The organism is Psychroflexus planctonicus (assembly GCF_014640195.1).
Taxonomy (GTDB): Bacteria; Bacteroidota; Bacteroidia; order Flavobacteriales; family Flavobacteriaceae; genus Psychroflexus; species Psychroflexus planctonicus.
Map to the genome: position 1 here is coordinate 183077 of NZ_BMGM01000001.1, position 17747 is coordinate 200823.

General features: G+C 36.0%; 19 protein-coding genes. 10 read left to right on the forward strand and 9 right to left on the reverse strand.

Annotated features, from left to right (window positions below; translation table 11 throughout):
• Positions 1-135 precede the first annotated feature (135 nt).
• The 10 genes from IEV72_RS00905 (at position 136) to IEV72_RS00950 (ending at position 8989) form a co-directional block, all read left to right on the forward strand.
• Entirely contained in the window at positions 136-1014 is an 879-nt protein-coding gene (locus IEV72_RS00905; RefSeq protein ID WP_188457191.1) for a cell division protein FtsX, read from the forward strand.
• Positions 998-1279, forward strand: coding sequence for a DUF3098 domain-containing protein (locus tag IEV72_RS00910; protein ID WP_188457192.1), 282 nt, complete (start codon positions 998-1000; stop codon positions 1277-1279). The genes IEV72_RS00905 and IEV72_RS00910 overlap by 17 nt, the downstream gene beginning before the upstream one ends.
• 15 nt (positions 1280-1294) lie before the next feature.
• Positions 1295-1996 (forward strand): tRNA pseudouridine(55) synthase TruB, encoded by a 702-nt coding sequence (truB, locus tag IEV72_RS00915; RefSeq protein ID WP_188457193.1) that lies wholly within the window; start codon positions 1295-1297, stop codon positions 1994-1996.
• A 94-nt stretch (positions 1997-2090) separates the two neighbouring features.
• Entirely contained in the window at positions 2091-3395 is a 1305-nt protein-coding gene (locus IEV72_RS00920; protein ID WP_188457194.1) for an NAD(P)/FAD-dependent oxidoreductase, read from the forward strand.
• Between the two features lie 75 nt (positions 3396-3470).
• The gene (locus IEV72_RS00925) at positions 3471-4028 is read left to right on the forward strand and encodes a transposase (RefSeq protein ID WP_188457195.1); all 558 of its coding nucleotides are present in this window, start codon (positions 3471-3473) and stop codon (positions 4026-4028) included.
• A 66-nt stretch (positions 4029-4094) separates the two neighbouring features.
• On the forward strand, positions 4095-5687 hold the full coding sequence (locus IEV72_RS00930) for a 4Fe-4S binding protein (protein WP_188457196.1): 1593 nt from the start codon (positions 4095-4097) through the stop codon (positions 5685-5687).
• A gap of 409 nt (positions 5688-6096) precedes the next feature.
• Entirely contained in the window at positions 6097-6633 is a 537-nt protein-coding gene (locus IEV72_RS00935) for a hypothetical protein (RefSeq protein WP_188457197.1), read from the forward strand.
• Between the two features lie 83 nt (positions 6634-6716).
• Positions 6717-7640, forward strand: coding sequence for an SMP-30/gluconolactonase/LRE family protein (locus IEV72_RS00940; RefSeq protein WP_188457198.1), 924 nt, complete (start codon positions 6717-6719; stop codon positions 7638-7640).
• 7 nt (positions 7641-7647) lie between these two features.
• Positions 7648-8622, forward strand: coding sequence for a Gfo/Idh/MocA family protein (locus tag IEV72_RS00945; RefSeq protein WP_188457199.1), 975 nt, complete (start codon positions 7648-7650; stop codon positions 8620-8622).
• 49 nt (positions 8623-8671) lie between these two features.
• Positions 8672-8989, forward strand: a complete 318-nt coding sequence (locus IEV72_RS00950; RefSeq protein ID WP_188457200.1) for a heavy metal-binding domain-containing protein — start codon at positions 8672-8674, stop codon at positions 8987-8989.
• Between the two features lie 179 nt (positions 8990-9168).
• Here the strand turns inward: IEV72_RS00950 and IEV72_RS00955 are convergent, their stop codons facing one another.
• From IEV72_RS00955 to IEV72_RS00995, 9 genes are all read right to left on the reverse strand, one after another.
• Complete coding sequence (locus IEV72_RS00955; RefSeq protein WP_188457201.1) at positions 9169-10137, reverse strand: glycosyl transferase family 90; 969 nt, start codon at positions 10135-10137, stop codon at positions 9169-9171.
• Between the two features lie 120 nt (positions 10138-10257).
• A complete protein-coding gene (gene paaD, locus IEV72_RS00960) occupies positions 10258-10758 on the reverse strand; it encodes a 1,2-phenylacetyl-CoA epoxidase subunit PaaD (RefSeq protein ID WP_188457202.1) in 501 nt (166 codons plus the stop codon).
• A gap of 209 nt (positions 10759-10967) precedes the next feature.
• Positions 10968-11723, reverse strand: a complete 756-nt coding sequence (gene paaC, locus IEV72_RS00965; RefSeq protein ID WP_188457203.1) for a 1,2-phenylacetyl-CoA epoxidase subunit PaaC — start codon at positions 11721-11723, stop codon at positions 10968-10970.
• A 23-nt stretch (positions 11724-11746) separates the two neighbouring features.
• Positions 11747-12031 (reverse strand): 1,2-phenylacetyl-CoA epoxidase subunit PaaB, encoded by a 285-nt coding sequence (paaB, locus tag IEV72_RS00970; RefSeq protein ID WP_188457204.1) that lies wholly within the window; start codon positions 12029-12031, stop codon positions 11747-11749.
• A 275-nt stretch (positions 12032-12306) separates the two neighbouring features.
• Positions 12307-13290, reverse strand: a complete 984-nt coding sequence (paaA, locus tag IEV72_RS00975) for a 1,2-phenylacetyl-CoA epoxidase subunit PaaA (RefSeq protein ID WP_229731754.1) — start codon at positions 13288-13290, stop codon at positions 12307-12309.
• Between the two features lie 170 nt (positions 13291-13460).
• Entirely contained in the window at positions 13461-14534 is a 1074-nt protein-coding gene (locus IEV72_RS00980) for a 2Fe-2S iron-sulfur cluster-binding protein (protein ID WP_188457205.1), read from the reverse strand.
• A gap of 692 nt (positions 14535-15226) precedes the next feature.
• On the reverse strand, positions 15227-16186 hold the full coding sequence (locus IEV72_RS00985; RefSeq protein ID WP_188457206.1) for a Fic family protein: 960 nt from the start codon (positions 16184-16186) through the stop codon (positions 15227-15229).
• A gap of 54 nt (positions 16187-16240) precedes the next feature.
• Positions 16241-16801: a TetR/AcrR family transcriptional regulator gene (locus IEV72_RS00990; RefSeq protein ID WP_188457207.1), complete on the reverse strand. Its 561-nt coding sequence runs from the start codon at positions 16799-16801 to the stop codon at positions 16241-16243.
• Complete coding sequence (locus IEV72_RS00995) at positions 16801-17745, reverse strand: GSCFA domain-containing protein (protein ID WP_188457208.1); 945 nt, start codon at positions 17743-17745, stop codon at positions 16801-16803. The genes IEV72_RS00990 and IEV72_RS00995 overlap by 1 nt, the downstream gene beginning before the upstream one ends.
• Positions 17746-17747: the final 2 nt, after the last annotated feature.

Sequence of the window (17747 nt, forward strand, 5' to 3'; positions counted from 1 at the left end):
GAATTTTCTCTGAATTTTGTTTTTTGAAGTGGATAAAAATTCAAATTGAGAACAAAATTCTACAAAAAATAATAAAATATATTTTTGCTTCGTATTAAGTTCATTTACTTTTATATTTTTACCAAAACAAAATAAATGTCTTCATCTTTTGAACGATACCAACGCAGAAGGCTAATTTCTTCTTATTTTTCAGTAGTAATTAGCATAGCGCTTGTTTTATTTATACTTGGCGGACTTGGTTTGCTTGTTTTAAACACCAAGAAAGTTGCTGATTATTTTAAAGAGCAAGTAGCGCTTAGCGTATTTTTTCACGATACCGCTAAAGAAACTGAAATTGAAGAACTGAAAAAAAGTTTATCCTTATCCGACTATACCAAAAGCGCAAAATTCATATCTAAAGATGAAGCAGCAGAAATTTACAAAAAAGAAATAGGTGAAGATTTTATGGATTTCCTAGGATACAATCCGCTTCAAAACAGCATTGATGTATATTTTAATGCAGATTATGTTACTGAAGTCCAACTTGCCGAAATAAAACGAGACTTATTAGAAAACGATTATATCGATAAAGTGGTTTACGACAAACCTTTAATTGCCTTATTAAACGACAATATTAAAAAACTGAGTTTTTGGATTCTTATTATATGTGGCATTTTCACTTTTATTGCCGTTTTACTCATTAATAGCTCTATACGTTTATCGGTGTATTCCAAACGTTTCATAATAAAAACCATGCAAATGGTGGGCGCTACCAAAGGATTTATTCGAAGACCTTTTATATGGAAAAGCATTAAATTAGGAATTATTGGATCTATACTTTCACTTATAGGTATGGCGGTTTTACTGTATTACTTAAATGAATCTTTTCCCGATTTAAACTTATTGAAAGACGAACTTTTAGTCGCTTCGGTATTTATTGGCATTTTTGTACTCGGGATCCTAATTACGTGGATCAGCACCTTTTTTGCCACCCAACGTTTCTTAAATTTAAAAACAGATGAACTCTACTACTAAACATAAAAAGCAAACTGCTACATCATCAAAAAACCAGGTTCAAAACGAATTTATTTTCGAAAAGAAAAATTACGTTTTTATGTTGATTGGTCTAGGTATTATTTCGCTTGGATTTATTTTAATGACTGGTGGCGGAAGCGATGATCCCAATGTTTTTAATCCTGAAATTTTTAGCTGGAGAAGAATTCGCCTAGCACCCACTTTAGTCATCATTGGTTTTGCAATTGAAGCTTACGCCATACTGCTGAATCCGCACAAAAAATAATTTTACAACAGCTATATGAAGCTTGCTTCAACCTTAGAAGAATTTCAGAAAGGACAAGTTTTACTTTTTGATAAACCCTTGCATTGGACGTCTTTTCAATTGGTGAATAAAGTGCGGTGGCTCATCAAAAAACAATTTCAGATCAAAAAATTGAAAGTAGGTCACGCAGGAACTTTAGATCCGTTAGCGACGGGGTTAGTGATTATTTGTACCGGGAAAATGACCAAACAAATTGAAAGTTTCATGGGGCAAACCAAAATCTACACGGGTGAAATTACCTTAGGCACCACGACTCCGTCCTACGATCTGGAAACTGAAATAGACCAAACTTTCGATATATCGCATCTAACGGAAGAATTGTTACACAAAACCACAGCTCAATTTATTGGCGAAATCGATCAACAACCCCCTATTTTTTCAGCTTTAAAAAAGGAAGGAAAACGCTTGTACGAATATGCCCGAAAAGGGGAAGAAGTTGACATTCCCACTCGAAAAGTGCATATTGAAGATTTTGAAATCACTAAGATTCAGCTTCCAAAAATTGAATTTCAAGTGGTTTGCAGCAAAGGCACTTACATTAGAAGCTTAGCGCATGATTTTGGAAAAGCTCTGAATGCAGGCGCACATCTTTCCGCATTACGAAGAACTGCAATTGGCGAATTTAAAGTTGAAGATGCCTTGAATTTAGAACAATTTCAGGAAGATTTGACGATGTAAAGCAATTGGCTTAAAAGTCAATACTTATTCAAAATTGCCTACCTTAGTGTAAGTAAATTAATGGGTTTTCGACCTTAACTAAAAACAATCTCTTTTGGAGCAAGAACACATTGTCATTATAGGAAATGGCATCGCAGGAGTCACAGCAGCTCGGCATATTCGGAAAAATTCAGATAAACGAATTACAATCATTTCTGCTGAAGCGGAACATTTTTTTTCGCGCACTGCTTTGATGTATGTGTACATGGGACACATGAAATGGAATCACTTAAAGCCTTACGAAGATGATTTTTGGAAAAAAAACAGGATCGAATTAAAGCAAGCTTATGTGGAAGAAATTCAGCCAGAAAACAAGCGATTATTGTTCGCTTCTGGTGAAACATTCGCATACGATAAGCTGGTGATTGCAACGGGCTCAATACCCAATAAATTTGGTTGGCCAGGTCAAGATTTGCCTCAAGTACAAGGTTTATATTCCAAACAAGACTTAGAGAAGTTAGAACAAAATGCACCCAATAATCAAGTTTGTAAACACGCCGTAATTGTAGGCGGTGGACTAATTGGTATTGAGTTAGCCGAAATGCTTAACACGCGAAATATTCCTGTTACTTTTTTGGTAAGGGAAGAAAGCTTTTGGCACAATGTTTTGCCATTAGAAGAATCGCAACTACTCAATAAACACATTGTAGAACACGGCATCGATTTGCGTTTACAGACCAATTTAAAATCCATTGAAGCTGATGAAAATGGAAATGTAAAATCGGTTATTTTAGCTGAGACAGAAGAAGAAATCCCTTGCAATATTGTGGGATTAACCGCTGGCGTTTCACCGAATATTGATATTGTAAAAAATTCTCCTATTGAAACAAATCGTGGAGTTTTAGTCAATCGAGATTTACAAACCAATATCCAAAACATTTATGCCATTGGCGATTGTGCCGAACAACGAGAAGCCATCGGAAATCGACCGCCTATAGAGGCTGTTTGGTACACCGGCAGAATGATGGGTGAAACCTTAGCCCAAACTTTAACAGGAAACCCAAGAAGCTATAATCCCGGAAATTGGTTTAATTCTGCGAAGTTTTTTGATATTGAATACCAAACCTACGGTTGGGTTTTTCCGAAACCAAAAGATGGGCATTCCGATTTGTATTGGGAACATGAAGATGCAAAAAAATGCATTCATATTCATTTTGAAACCAAATCTAGAAAATTTTTAGGCATCAACACGTTTGGTATTCGCTTACGGCACGAAGTTTTTGACCGATGGTTAACCCAAGAAGCCAGCGTTGATGAAGTAATTAAAAATTTAAAACAAGCCAACTTTGATCCTGAATTTTTTAGGCGATATGAAAATGAGATATTTGATGTTTTTAAGAGAGAGTTTGTTGGAGTTTAAAATCAGACCTCACAGGTCTTTGAGACCTGTGAGGTCTCTATTAATGCAACACATATAAGATAAAAACAAGAACACATGAAATACGAACCTTTAACATCCGATCATTTTTATCACATTTACAATTGTGGAAACAACAAGGAGAACATTTATATTGAAGAAAGAAATTATAGTTATTTCTTGAAGTTATTAAAAAAATACATCCTACCGATAGGTTATATTTGGTCGTATTGTTTATTAAAAAATCATTTTCATTTATTGATTAAAACAAAGGAAAACCTAAACGAAAAAGATAACTCCCAAGCTTTTTCCAACCTATTTAATGCCTACACAAAAGCCATTAATAAATCATATAATAGAACAGGGAGTTTGTTTAGAGATCGGTTTTCAAGAATTAAAATTCACGATGAAGTGTATTTAAAAAAAGTAATTGTTTACATAAATGCGAACGCCGTTCATCATGGTTTTGTAGACAAAGTTGAAGACTATAAACATTGCTCCTATTTAGCATTGATTTCTAATAAACAAACACTTTTAGAAAGAGATGAAGTCATTGAACTTTTTGATGATAATGAAAATTTCAAATTCGTATTGAAACAAAAGCAAGAGATCATTGAAGAATTAGCTCTCGAGTAAAATAAAAAGACCTCACAGGTTTTAATCCCGAACCGTCGGGACTGTGAGGTCTAAAAAAATTAGACAATGGAAAATCCACAAAATTTATCAGTAACCGCAGCCAGTGCAGAAAGCTTAAGCAATGCACAAAAAGCTTATTTGTTTTTAGGCTTTACTGGATTATTTATTTTAGTTTTAGCAAGCCTAAACGTAAATTTTCAACACAAAGCAATCTGGTTATCGGCATCCTTAATTGCTATGAGTATCGGCATAATTGGTTATGCTAAAACCTTGTATGCAAATAAAATTCCAGGGATTAAAAATGACCAAATTTACTTTAAGTCCCTGACCAATCGTGGAATTTGGGCTTATGCTTTGGGAATTTTTATCACGGGTTTTTACATTGTTCTCTATTTTTATCCTGAATATCTAGGCTTGGTAAAAGATGGAGAAAATACAGGACTTGTAGCACTTTTCGATCCGCTGAGCAGAGCCATCAGTGGTAATCCAGCAAGCCAATGGTTCATGTATGGTACTTTGTACACCTTGGCTATTTTAGGTTTTGGTATAAAATTTCTATGGAAGTACAGACACAATAGTTACCAAAGTTTACGTACGTTTTCGGTGATGTTTTTCCAATTGGGTTTTGCTTTTCTGATTCCTGAATTGATGGCTAGACTAAACAGTGATAGCTTCAGTTTGCCTTATTACAACATCGTCAACATCTGGCCACTGAATTATTATAATTTTGAACAATATCGGGTAGATGAATTCATAAGCGCTGGAACTATTGGTTTGGCCTTATTGTTGTTTGGAGTGGCTTCCATCTTTATCATTACGCCTATTTTAACTTACAAATACGGAAAACGCTGGTATTGTTCTTGGGTTTGTGGATGTGGAGGTTTAGCGGAAACCGCAGGCGATTCGTTTCGGCATTTAAGTGACAAATCTACTAAAGCTTGGAAGTTTGAACGCTGGTCTGTTCACTTGGTTACGGTGTTTGTACTCGTTATGACTACCGCGGTAATTTCAACTTATTTGGGATACGATGCTGAAAAATACTGGCTGACCAAAGACGCATTTTTAATAGGCGTAGGCGTTCTACTCACTTTAGTTGTTGCTTTAATTTTTACCTTTAAACGAAAAGCGCTTCAAAAAGATGCGAAATATGCAGCTATAGGGTTTTTGGTCATTATACTTGCTTTAATCGGTTTGCACTTTGCTGGCAGTAGCAACCAAGTATTTTTCCTTGAAGCCGAAACCTTGCGTTCCAACTACGGTTTTTTAATCGGAAGTATTTTTTCGGGAGTCATTGGCACGGGTTTTTATCCCATTTTTGGAAACCGAGTTTGGTGCCGATTTGGTTGCCCCATGGCTGCTATTTTAGGTTTGCAACAACGCTTGTTTTCTAAATTCAGAATTACTACTAACGGTGGACAATGCATTTCCTGTGGAAATTGCTCCACTTATTGCGAAATGGGAATAGACGTTCGCGCTTATGCCCAAAAAGGCGAAAACATTGTTCGCTCATCTTGTGTAGGTTGTGGCATTTGCGCTTCCGTTTGCCCTCGCGGTGTTCTGAAACTGGAAAACGATAGCCTTAACGGAAGAATTAACAGCAAGGAAATTTTGTTGGGTAACGATGTAGATTTGATGGATTACGTCAACCAGAAGAATTGACACCATACCAACTCTGCAAGGGTTTTGAACCCTTGCAGAGTTAAGAATTATAAGTGACGAAATTTTACTCGGCAACGATGTGATTTGATGGATGATGCAAATAATTAAATTGTTGATTTATAAACATTGGAAATAGCAAAGGCAAACAACTGAAGCTTAATAACCCCATTTTTCATAAATTTATAAAAACAAAAACACTTTCGCTAATTTAATTTTTATTTTTCAATTTCAAATTGAAACTAGTATGCTTTACCCCAATTTCAGAATTTTCACATTCATATTACTACTCAATTTTTTCAGTTTCAAACTATATGCGCAAGACCCAAAACCACCAAAAACTTTATCCTCCGACGTTTCTTTTGCGAAAAAAGGTACGCATTGGCTGGACCTCAACCTAGGCTTGAGTATAATGAATTCCAATTTAGCTGATTTTGAAGATCCGTTTTTGCTAGCGGATGAAAACCGCAGAAACTTCGGATTAATCCTTCAGCCTAAGTTTCAAGTGTTCTTAAAAGATCAATTTTCCGTTGGCTTTCATCTTGGTGTGGCTTTGGATGAATTTGAAAATAAACAAATTGATTTTCAACAAAACAAAAACAATTATTTTGTGGGTTTACAAACAGAATATTACTTTGTGAATGTAAAAAACATCTTCTACATCAGTAGCGAATTGGATGCTGGAATACATTATTTAGAAAATAAATTCAGTTCCAGTTCAATTGGAATCAATAATTCCTATCGTACTTATTTTAAAAGTGGTTTACACCTCAACTTTAATTTTATGCTTAATGATGATTGGGTATTTTATGCCAAGTTTTATGATTTGGTAAGTTATACCAATTCTGAAAATAACTTTTTTGGATATGATGAAGGAATTCAATTGAACAATAGCTTAGATAACTTTATCAGTTTCCCACAATTTGGTGTCATGTTGAAATTGTTTTAGTATGGTTATTGAAGGTGAATTTTTCAACTAAGCACATAGAAAGTTGTATTTTTACTTTATTAACGAACTAAAACTCGATTTACATGAAAAAATACATAACACTATTGATTATTTTTTCAGTTTTATCATGTGGAGATAAGGCTAAAAAGAATTCGGAAAACAAGACAAATACAAAGCAAGAGTCCAAGCAGGTTAAAAATAAAATGCAAGCTGATGTTGAACAACTAGCTGGCGATTTTAAATTTACAGAAGGACCTGCCGTTGATGCAGAAGGAAATGTATATTTTACCGATATTCCAGAAGCTAAGATTTGGATTTGGACTGTTGATAATAAAATGGAATTATTTAAAGAAAATTCTGGTGGTGCCAACGGATTGTATTTCGATAAACATCAAAACCTTTGGATTTGTGAAGGTTGGGAAGGGCAAATTAGCAAAATAAGCCCTGAAGGCAACTATGAAGTTGTAGCTTCAACATACAAAGGAAAACGCTTTAATCAACCCAACGATATCTGGCCAGATGCAAAAGGGGGTGCGTATTTTACCGACCCCGAATACAATGAAAATCCTGACTTGCCACAAGGTGGAATGCACGTGTATTACATTCAACCTAATCACTCAGAAGTAATTCGCGTAACCGATGATTTGGTAAAACCCAACGGTATAATAGGAACTCCAGACGGAAAAACACTTTACATCACAGACCATGGCGACGATAAAACGTTTAGCTATACTATTGAAGAAAATGGAAATTTATCGAATAAAACCTTATTTACAAACGTAGGTGGCGATGGCATGAGCATCGATCAAAACGGAAGCATTTATCTAACTACAACTGGAAAAAAGGCAATTGATGTATTCAACAAAAATGGAGATTTGTATTATTCTATTGCCTTACATCAACAACCTTCTAATGTGTGTTTTGGCGGAAAAAATCGAGATGAATTGTTTATCACCGCTCGAACTTCTGTCTACAAAATAAAACTAGATGCAAAAGGCGTAAAATAATTTGTAGATGAAACAATTAAACTGGGGAATAATTGGTTTAGGAAAAATGGCTCGCATTTTTGCTGAAGATTTAGTCCAAGTTGAAACAGCTCGACTTTACGCTGCGGCTTCTCGAACGATAGACAAAGCTACTGCATTTGCAACCGATTTTAATGCTGAAAAAGCTTACTCTTCTTACGAAGAATTAATTGAAGACGAAAAAATTGATGTAGTCTATATTGCTACACCGCATGCTTTTCACTTTGATTTGGCAATGCAATCTTTACGCGCTAAAAAACATGTATTATGCGAAAAACCCATGTGCATGAATGTTCAACAAACAAAAGAACTCATTGCAGAAGCAAAAAAACAAAAGCGTTTTTTAATGGAAGCCATTTGGACGCGCTTTATGCCGACAACTAAAAAGTTGCTTGAGCTTTTAAATGAAAATCGGATTGGCAAACTCATTTCAGTTGAAGCTGATTTTGGTTTTAAACCAAAAATGAATCTCGAAAGTAGGCTTTTCAAGAAATCACTCGGTGGCGGTTCGTTGTTAGATATTGGTATTTACCCCGTTTTTTTGAGCTTGTTATGCTTAGGCAAACCTAGTAAAATAAATGCTTTGGCAAGAAAAACCACAACTGGCGTTGATTATTCCTGCTACATGCTTTTTGATTATGCAACGGAAGAAAAAGCTATTTTGAAATCTACTTTTGAAAACCAAACTCCTTGTGAAGCTGAGCTTTTCGGAACAAAAGGAAGCATTAAATTACACAGCCGTTTTCATCATTCTGAACAACTGGAAGTCTTAGACGAGCAAAGAAATACAGTTGAAATTTTTGAACTTCCCTACCAAGGAAACGGTTATATTCATGAAATTGAAGAAGTGAATTCTTGCATACAACAAGGCAAAACAGAAAGCAATTTACTTTCCCACCAATTCAGTTTGGATTTGGTAAAAATTTTAGAGGATGTGAAAAAGCAAATCGGTTTGACCTACTAATCTGTAACAATATTGAAAATTTATACACTTATTTATCAAACAAATAACTATGATTGTAACAACCACAAACACCGTTGAAGGTAAACACATTTCTGGATACCTGGGTATTGTAACAGGAGAAACCATTATTGGAGCAAATTTATTTAAAGATTTATTTGCCAGTATTACCGATTTAGTTGGCGGTCGCTCATCTTCTTACGAAAAGGTACTGCGCGAAGCCAAAGAAACCGCATTGCGTGAAATGGAACAAAAAGCAGCAAGTTTAGGAGCCAATGCCATTGTAGGTGTAGATTTAGACTACGAAACACTGGGTAAAGCAAACGGCATGTTGATGGTTACCGCTTCAGGTACCGCTGTAAAAATTTAGTTTGCAAGTTGAATTGAAGTTTGCATTTCGGTTAGGGATGGAGGCTTTGTTGGAGCTCTTTCTTTGCCCGAAAGGCAAAGGAAAGCGACTGCCGAGAGCCTGACCGCAAGCTGAACGTAAATATGGTAATGTGTTAAAATGTTTATTCAGCTTGGGGTAACCGCCAGAAAAAGACTACCTTAAACAGGTTTGGTCATTTTGAAATACTTCTGCATCACCAATAAGGAAATGAGCTCTTCCCGTTCGCTGTCTTGAAATTGCTTTACGTATTCGTTTGCATTTTTGATGATTTGCAAAGCTTCATCCTCGTGTTCGATATAGTAATTTAGTCGTTCTTCTAGGTCTGAAAAATCGGGTTTGATTTCTACATAATGGTAGTTGGGAATGAGTTTAGCTTCCATGAACCAGGTTTCAAAACTAGGCTTGGGCATGACCGCCAAAGAGTTGGAAGACATGACCCATTTTAGGTTGCTGGCCACATCGATGCCTTCGATTGCCAAGATGAATTTGTATTGCAAGAGATAGTGAATGCTGGTCTTTTTTACTTTCCACTCGTCTGGGTTAATTTGTTTTTGCTGCGTATCGCCCAAATCGCACATGGGGTGGTTGAAGTACATTTCAAAAAACTTTCGGCGTTGTTCTTTAAAGGTGACTTTGCCGCGAAACACCAATTTATTTTTCTTTTGCTGAAAGGCTTTGTCTTTTTTGATGTAGACAAAATGTCGAACACGGTTCAATTTTAAGACCACCGAATTTTGGTTGTTGTTGCTTATAGGTCGGCTTTTTAAAATGGAAGGCGTTTCGGGAATATGCACCACATCGCCAAATTCGTGGCAAAATTGATAGTTTTCTGGAAATCCGCGTAAAGTCTGGTAAGCATCAAAAAAATATACTTTTTGATCGATATCCTTTAGTTTGAAATCGGTTATAGAAACCGGATTTTCTAAAGGCGTTTGTTTTTCTAATTTGTTGTAATAATTTACCCTTTCCATCAATTGATGAAAATCTTTTCGAGAAGGGGCGTTTTCCAATCGTTTTTTGGCTTGATTTCGATAAATGAAATTGGGCAACAAACGAAGACTGTAGTGTTTTAAATAGTATTTCCACTTGGGATTTTTACCGTTGTTGAAAACAATTGGAGAATTCATTTATGCGAATTAAAAATGAACTGTAAAACTAACTAAAAACTTGCAGTTTGATATAATTGAAAAAAAGTATTGTTGGAATAGGAATGAAATGAAGATCAATTTTTGAGTGAAATTTTTAGTTTAAATCAAACACTTAAAGTAATCGAAGGTTTCTTCGCAGTCTTGGCATTTGAACATGGCTTTGCAGGCGGTTGAAGAAAACTGACTAACCAGTTTGGTTTTGGTAGATTCGCATTGTGGACAAGGTATGATTTGTTCGTTGCCAAGTAGTGCTTTTTTGTCGGCTTCGGCACTTTCGGGCGGAGCAATGCCGTATTCTTTAAGTGCTTGTTTTCCTTCTTCAGTCATCCAATCGGTAGTCCAAGCAGGCGACAAGATGAGTTTAACTTCAGGTTGGTATCCGTTTTCTTGTAAGGCTTTTTTTACATCATCGCCAATTACATCCATGGCTGGACAACCGCTGTAAGTTGGGGTAATTTCTACTTTTACACGATTGTTTTCAAGTAATTTAGCTGAACGTACCACACCTAAATCAAAAATAGATAAAACCGGTATCTCTGGATCGGGAACCGATTTTAAGATGGAAAACAATTTGGGATCGATGTCTTGTGTTGGGTTCATTATTGGAAACTGTTTTATAATTACAAGTTTTTAATTATGAATTTATACTTTCTAAATATCTTAGATAAACTAAATTATAAAGGTTTCAAGAATTTCAAAATAGTCTAGTTAACATCAAAAAATAAAAGATTTAAAAACTTCTATTACTGAGTCTTTATTCTAATCTCTAACTTCTTAGTTCTGTTTACTAAAATCTCACTTCTAAAAAACTACCACTTCATATCAGGAAACGTACGTTGCATGTACTGCATATCAGCTAAGATATATCCCATGTGTTCGGTGTGAATTCCTTTCTTACCTCCTTTTTGAAAATACGGTGTTGATGGAATTTCTATAGTAGCTTTTTTCAACAAAGCTTCAACTTCGTTGTAATAGGTTTCTTTTAGTTCGGTATTATCTACACCAAAACCAGCTTTTGCCACCACTTTATCATCTTCATTCATATGAAACAATTCATCGGTATACACCCATAAATCGTTTACAGCTTGTTGCATTTTTTGATGACTTTCTTCAGTTCCGTCGCCTAAACGCTTCAACCAATCGCCTGAAAAACGTTTGTGGTAAGCCACTTCTTTCATGCTTTTTTTGGCGATAGCTTGTAAGTTTACATTTTTAGACTCCATCAACTTTTCTAATAAAAGAAAATGATACACATCAAAAAAGTATTGACGGGCGATGACATAAGCAAAATCCGTATTGGGTTGTTCAACTATCAATACGTTTTTGTACTCGCGTTCATTTCGTAAAAAAGCAACATCGTCTTCAGTTAAATCTTCTTTACTGAGCTCGCCAACATATTGATAATAACTTCGCGTTTGACCTAGTAAGTCTAATGCTATGTTGGTTAAAGCAATATCGGTTTCCAAAGTTGGACCATGGCCACAAAGTTCGCCCAACCGTTGACCAAGAATCAATGAATTATCGGCTATGCTATATATATATTGAATTAAATTTTCGTTTGTCATAAGGCTAATGATTTAGCTGAAATTTACATGTGTTCTATATCGTCTGGTAAATCATAAAAGGTTGGATGTCTGTAGGCTTTATCTGCTGCTGGCTCAAATAATTCGCCATTGTGTTCAGGATTAGATGCGGTAATGTTTTTAGATTCTACTACCCAAATGCTAACGCCTTCACTTCTACGGGTGTACACATCGCGGGCATTATTCATTGCCATTTCTGCATCGGCTGCTCGTAAGCTTCCAAAATGGCGATGTTCCAATCCGTTTTTACTTCTTACAAATATTTCCCAAAGGGGCCAATTTTTATTCATATTATATTATTTTTAAAGACTTTGTAATTATTTTTCTAGCAAAGCTGCCTAACGGCGAGGCAGAGTCGCAAAGGCACAAAGATTTTTGCAGTGCGAACAGTGTGTTAGTTTTTTTTAAAGAGATACATCTATCATTTAACTCCTCATTCCTTGTACCATATTTCATTTCAGCACAAAGTCGCAGAGTACGCAAAGATTTTTTATTCTCTATTTTTCTAATTTCTTAATTCTAATCTCTAATATCTCATTTCTTTCTACTAAATACTTTATACTAACTAAACCGCTTTCTTCACTTCATCCTTCTCCACTTGCTTTTCAGCATAAGCAACCGCTGCATCACGAACCCATTCACCGTTATCCCAAGCATTTTTTCTAGCTGAAATACGTTCTTTATTGCACATTCCATGACCTTTTACAACTTGCCAAAACTCATCCCAGTCAATTTTACCAAAGTCGTAATGACCTGTATCGTTGTTGTATTTTAAATCTGGATCGGGTATAGTTAAACCCAAAATATCAGCTTGTGGAACAGTTTGGTCAATAAACTGCTGACGTAACTCATCGTTGGTTTTACGCTTTAATTTCCATTTCATGGATTGTTCGGTATGGATAGATTCATCGTCAGTTGGGCCTAACATCATTAAAGATGGCCACCACCAACGATTCAATGCATCTTGCGCCATTTCTTTTTGTTCTTGAGTTCCGTTGCAAAGCGTCATCATAATTTCATAACCTTGACGTTGGTGAAAACTTTCTTCTTTACACACACGCACCATGGCTCTGGCATATGGACCAAAAGATGTGTTACACAACGGTACTTGATTGATAATGGCTGCGCCATCTACCAACCAACCAATGGCTCCCATGTCTGCCCAAGTAAGTGTGGGATAATTAAAAATACTTGAATATTTGGCTTTCCCAGAATGCAATTGATCGTACAATTCTTCTCTAGAAATGCCTAAAGTTTCGCAAGCGGAATACAAATATAAGCCGTGACCAGCTTCATCTTGAACTTTAGCCAATAAAGCAACTTTTCTTCTTAATGAAGGAGCTCGAGTTATCCAATTACCTTCGGGGAGCATTCCTACAATTTCAGAATGTGCATGCTGCGAAATCTGTCTGATATGTGTTTTTCGATATTTTTCAGGCATCCAATCTTTCGGCTCGATTTTTTCATCGCGTGCGATTTTGGCTTCAAATATCTCTTCTAAGTTTTTGGTTTGCTTTTCATTCTCGTTCATGTTTTCTTTATTTTTCATAGCAATTTATTTTAGTTCTTAATTCTCAATAGTTTGTATTGTTCTTTAACCAAACAGCACAAATAGGGTTTTTATTCATTTTGTAACTTCTGCTGTAGAAGTCTATGTTCTTTGCTCTAAATTCTAAAAAAAACCACACAGCTAAAAGCTAAAGGCTAACAGCTAACAAATTACACATCAAAATCTACTACCACACTTTCTGAAGTGGGAATGGCTTGACAGCTTAAAATAAACTTCTTCTCTACCTCATCTTTTTCCAATGCGTAATTTACTTTCATTTCTACTTCGCCTTCTTTCACTTGGCATTTACAGGTGCTACAAACACCACCTTTACAAGCAAATGGCAAATCAGCTCCCGCAGCTAAAGCGGCATCTAATATGTTATCGTAATCTTTTGTCATTTCAAAATGAAACTCTTTTCCGCCATCTAAAATGGTAATTTGTGTTCCATCTTTTCGTTTCGCCATGGCAGCTTCAGCACGTTTTTTGTCTTCTTCACTCAAACCAGAAACAAACAACTCAAAATGAACTCGGTCTTTAGGCATACCCAATTTTACCAATTCATCCTGAATCATGAAAATCATTTCTTCGGGTCCGCAAACAAAAACTTCACTTACTTCATCAACATCAAAAACTTGCGAAGCTAATTGCTGAATTTTTTTGGGTGTGAATCTTCCGTTTAATAATTCAATGTCCCGCTGTTCGCGAGTTAAGAAATAAAAAATTTCTAATCTACCGAAAAATTGATTTCGCAATTGCTCAATTTCTTCCTTAAAGATAATGGATTTTGCGTTCTTATTCAAATAGAATAGCTTGCAATTGGCATTCGGCTCTTTTGCCAAATGGGTTTTCAGCATCGAAAGTATCGGTGTAATACCACTTCCTGCTGCAAAAAACAAGTAGTTTTTACTGGTTTTTTCGTCTATATTAACGCCAAAATCTCCACTAGGCGGCATTACTTCCAACACATCCTTAGGCTGCAATTGCTGATTTACAAAACTGGAAAATTTTCCTTCAAAAATCTGCTTCACCGCTACACGCCATTCATTATCTAGCGGACTAGAGCACAGCGAATAAGATCGCCTTACATCTTCTCCATCAATTATTTTTTTCAAGGTAAGATGCTGCCCTGGCGAATAGGTAAATTCAGCTCTCAAATCTTCGGGAACTTCAAACGAAATCACCGAACAATCATCCGTTTCTTTATAAACATCCTTAATCTTTAAAGGAAAAAATTTAGCCATGTATATTTGATTATACTAACAAAACTAACGATTGTTAGTTTTACTTTCAAAAAATTGATGTTAAATTTAACTTTTAGACTTTTCGGAAGAAGCTAATCCCGCTATTCATTTCAAGTCCGCAGCCATCACTAAGCAAAGACATCGGCACCCCAAGAGCTTCCTTTTGGTCGCTTTGTGGCTTGTGTTTTGTTAAGTTCAGGCTTTACGGGCTTTACATTGCTATCGGGGCTACAAGTAGTGATGAGAAAATCAGTTAAAAGTAGTTGAGATCTACATTTAAATCAAATTTATCAGCTCACAGAAGTTGATAGACGTGGCGCAGAATAAAAAAATATCCAACAAAAACTGTAATTCCGCATACAGATGCGGAATAAAAAAGAACATCCAAAAAACCTGTCATTCCACACGTAGATGTGGAATAAAAAAACAACACCCATCAAAACCTGTCATTCCGCACGCAGATGTGGAATAAAACAACAACACCCATCCAGAACCTGTCATTCCGCACCAAGATGCGGAATCTATTTGTCGTTAGTTCTGGTGTTATTAAGGACTTGCTTTGTGCTTCCATAGTTATAAGATTCCGTATAAATTTGCTACGCAAATTTTACGGAATGACAGCACAAAGTGAGTTCTACGGAATCACAGTCAACTAGAAGTTTTACGGAGTGACTGAATAACAGAACAAAAACCTACAAAACCCGCTTGCGTTCCCGATTGCTAATGTACTCCATCACGGCATCTTTGGTGGTTAGCCAATTTCTGCCTTCTTTGTAAGCATCAATCTTACCTTGCCTTGCCAAAAGACTAATGTATTCTTGACCATAGGGCAAACTTTCTTCTTTAACCAAATTAGAAATTTCCATAAAACCCATATCATTGTCTGGCAACGAACCGATGTAAATATTCATGGTGCGTTCAAGGGCTTGTACCATGAGCAAACTAAGATTATGGTAGTTGCCTTTATTGGCTGCATTTAAAGCCGTATAGTATTTTTTGCGGTCGGTGCTTAAAATAATGGCTGGCGTAAAACCTACTTTTAGCAATAGTAAATTCATGGCCAACCTAACTGTGCGGCCGTTTCCATCGAAGAAAGGATGAATCCAGACAAACTTATGATGAAAAACAGTAGCCAACTCGATATCGTTAAGTTGCAAAGGATTTTCTAACACAAACTGAATAAGCTCATCGAGTAGATCTGGCACTTTACGCGCATTTGGCGGAACAAAGTTTGCTCCAGAAATACGAACTCCTCCCGTACGCAACCTTCCTGCATAATCTTCTTCGATGCTTCTGAGTACATAACGGTGTAAATCTAAAATATCGCTGGCATTGAGTATGTAATCCGACTTGATTAATTTATACAAATGCTGTAAAGCCAACTCATGGTTTTTGGCTTCAAAATGCTCACGAAGCGATTTGCCTTTTATGGTAATGCCTTCTTGCAAAACCAATTGGGTTTCTTGCAAAGTAAGCGTATTGCCTTCTATGCTGTTGGAATTGTAGGTCCACTCTACAGATAAGGCTTCTTGAATTTTTTGCAAAGCGATTTTTGGTAGCGGTCTGGCTTCGTGCAACAGCGCTTTTTTTTCGTACAACCGATTGAAACTGGGTTGTAATTTTTCGCGATATGTTAAATCTATATTCCACACACTCCAAAGATACTTCTTAATATCGGTAATTTAAAATTTTTAACACATCCGATATTAAGAAATTCCGTTTAATAAAACTTGATGAAGTTCATTTTTAAGTTGTTCGGCTGGAATTGAACCGCGTTTTTTAATCCAGACATTTAAATTGCGAAGCGTAGACAGTAACGAAAACAAAACCAATTCGGTATGCAATGCTTTCAATTCGTTGTTTGCTTTTCCTTGGTTGATAATTTGCCGCAGTTGTTCTTCATATTGATTTCGCATCGTTTTAAAATCCGCAAGCGATTGCCCTTCCAAATGCATCCATTCGTTATTTAGCAAAGCTAATTTATTGGGGTGATGCAAACTTAAATCTACATGATGTTCGATAATTTGCTTCAATTTATCTAGGCTTGATATTGACTTAATAGCAACATGTTGAATTTGCGAAGTAAAATCTTCAGCTAAATGAAGAATAATTTCAGCAAGAATTGCTTGTTTAGATGGAATGTGATTATACAACGAAGCTGCCTTAACTCCAATGGCTTTGGCTAAATCGCGCATACTTAAACCCACATATCCTTTTTCGCGAATAAGTCGTGCCGAAACTTGAAGTATTTCATCTTTTCTAGTCATCAATCAAGTTGTAATCTGGGTTCTAAAGTCAATAATTCTTGTCTCATTGGACCCAATTTAGCCTGATGTGAAACTTCAGCATCAGGACTTTGCTGCATAGGTCTGTGGGACGAAAATTTTCTAAACTGATTTACTTTTTTCATGCTTTGCAAAGTAGCTTCATCAAAAAAAGCATGGCTAAATTTTTCCCAAACATAATCGACAGCAAGTGGATCGGGGTGCAATAAATCACGATCATAAAAACGATAATCTCGCAATTCATCCAACACGATTTCATAAGCCGGAAAATAGCTAACCTGTTTGTTTTTTGAAATCACTTCATGAACAGCAGTCAATAAATGTGCTTTACTCCGATTGTTTTCAACAAATCCATCTTTTGCATGCCGAACAGGCGAAACACTGATGTACACTTTTGCCTTGGTGAAATTCAAAAAAGTGTCGATGCTTTTCTGAATGGCTTCAACTAAAGCTTCAACTTTAATCAATTCTTTTTGAAATAAAGCTGCTTTTTGTTTTTGGCAGTTGGCAACATATTTTTGAGTAGAAAGATGCTGGTAAGCGAAAGCCGTTCCATAAGTTATAAAAATGCTATCGGTTTTGGCTAAGTAATTTCGGCTTGCTTCAATCTGTTGTTTCAAATTGGTTTTCAATTCAAGTTGAGTTTCTGCATAGACTTGCGAATGTGCCTGAAGCGATTTCCAAATGCCATTATCTTCTACAAACAAATGTTCATCGATGGGTTCGTCATCTAACCATTTGCAAAACTGCTGAATGGCAAAGGGATGAAACAAAATACCCACCGGGTTTTGCTGAGTATGAAACCCAAAATGTTTCAGCTTATTAGCTAAATGATTAGCAAAACACGAACCGATATTAAAAAATTGGCTCCCATAAGTAAGTGGCAAATCAGGCGATTGTACAGATATGGGCGTCGTCAATTTCATTT

What these genes read in the sequence shown, in the direction of transcription:
- IEV72_RS00910 (WP_188457192.1), top strand. Translation starts at nt 998, where the DNA reads ATGAACTCTACTACTAAACATAAAAAGCAAACTGCTACATCATCAAAA.
- IEV72_RS00930 (WP_188457196.1), top strand. Translation starts at nt 4,095, where the DNA reads ATGGAAAATCCACAAAATTTATCAGTAACCGCAGCCAGTGCAGAAAGC.
- paaC (WP_188457203.1), bottom strand. Translation starts at nt 11,723, where the DNA reads ATGACAAACGAAAATTTAATTCAATATATATATAGCATAGCCGATAAT.
- IEV72_RS00980 (WP_188457205.1), bottom strand. Translation starts at nt 14,534, where the DNA reads ATGGCTAAATTTTTTCCTTTAAAGATTAAGGATGTTTATAAAGAAACG.
- IEV72_RS00995 (WP_188457208.1), bottom strand. Translation starts at nt 17,745, where the DNA reads ATGAAATTGACGACGCCCATATCTGTACAATCGCCTGATTTGCCACTT.
- truB (WP_188457193.1), top strand. Translation starts at nt 1,295, where the DNA reads ATGAAGCTTGCTTCAACCTTAGAAGAATTTCAGAAAGGACAAGTTTTA.
- IEV72_RS00935 (WP_188457197.1), top strand. Translation starts at nt 6,097, where the DNA reads ATGAATTCCAATTTAGCTGATTTTGAAGATCCGTTTTTGCTAGCGGAT.
- IEV72_RS00955 (WP_188457201.1), bottom strand. Translation starts at nt 10,137, where the DNA reads ATGAATTCTCCAATTGTTTTCAACAACGGTAAAAATCCCAAGTGGAAA.
- paaB (WP_188457204.1), bottom strand. Translation starts at nt 12,031, where the DNA reads ATGAATAAAAATTGGCCCCTTTGGGAAATATTTGTAAGAAGTAAAAAC.
- IEV72_RS00945 (WP_188457199.1), top strand. Translation starts at nt 7,648, where the DNA reads ATGAAACAATTAAACTGGGGAATAATTGGTTTAGGAAAAATGGCTCGC.
- IEV72_RS00940 (WP_188457198.1), top strand. Translation starts at nt 6,717, where the DNA reads ATGAAAAAATACATAACACTATTGATTATTTTTTCAGTTTTATCATGT.
- IEV72_RS00905 (WP_188457191.1), top strand. Translation starts at nt 136, where the DNA reads ATGTCTTCATCTTTTGAACGATACCAACGCAGAAGGCTAATTTCTTCT.
- paaA (WP_229731754.1), bottom strand. Translation starts at nt 13,290, where the DNA reads ATGAAAAATAAAGAAAACATGAACGAGAATGAAAAGCAAACCAAAAAC.
- paaD (WP_188457202.1), bottom strand. Translation starts at nt 10,758, where the DNA reads ATGAACCCAACACAAGACATCGATCCCAAATTGTTTTCCATCTTAAAA.
- IEV72_RS00925 (WP_188457195.1), top strand. Translation starts at nt 3,471, where the DNA reads ATGAAATACGAACCTTTAACATCCGATCATTTTTATCACATTTACAAT.
- IEV72_RS00950 (WP_188457200.1), top strand. Translation starts at nt 8,672, where the DNA reads ATGATTGTAACAACCACAAACACCGTTGAAGGTAAACACATTTCTGGA.
- IEV72_RS00990 (WP_188457207.1), bottom strand. Translation starts at nt 16,801, where the DNA reads ATGACTAGAAAAGATGAAATACTTCAAGTTTCGGCACGACTTATTCGC.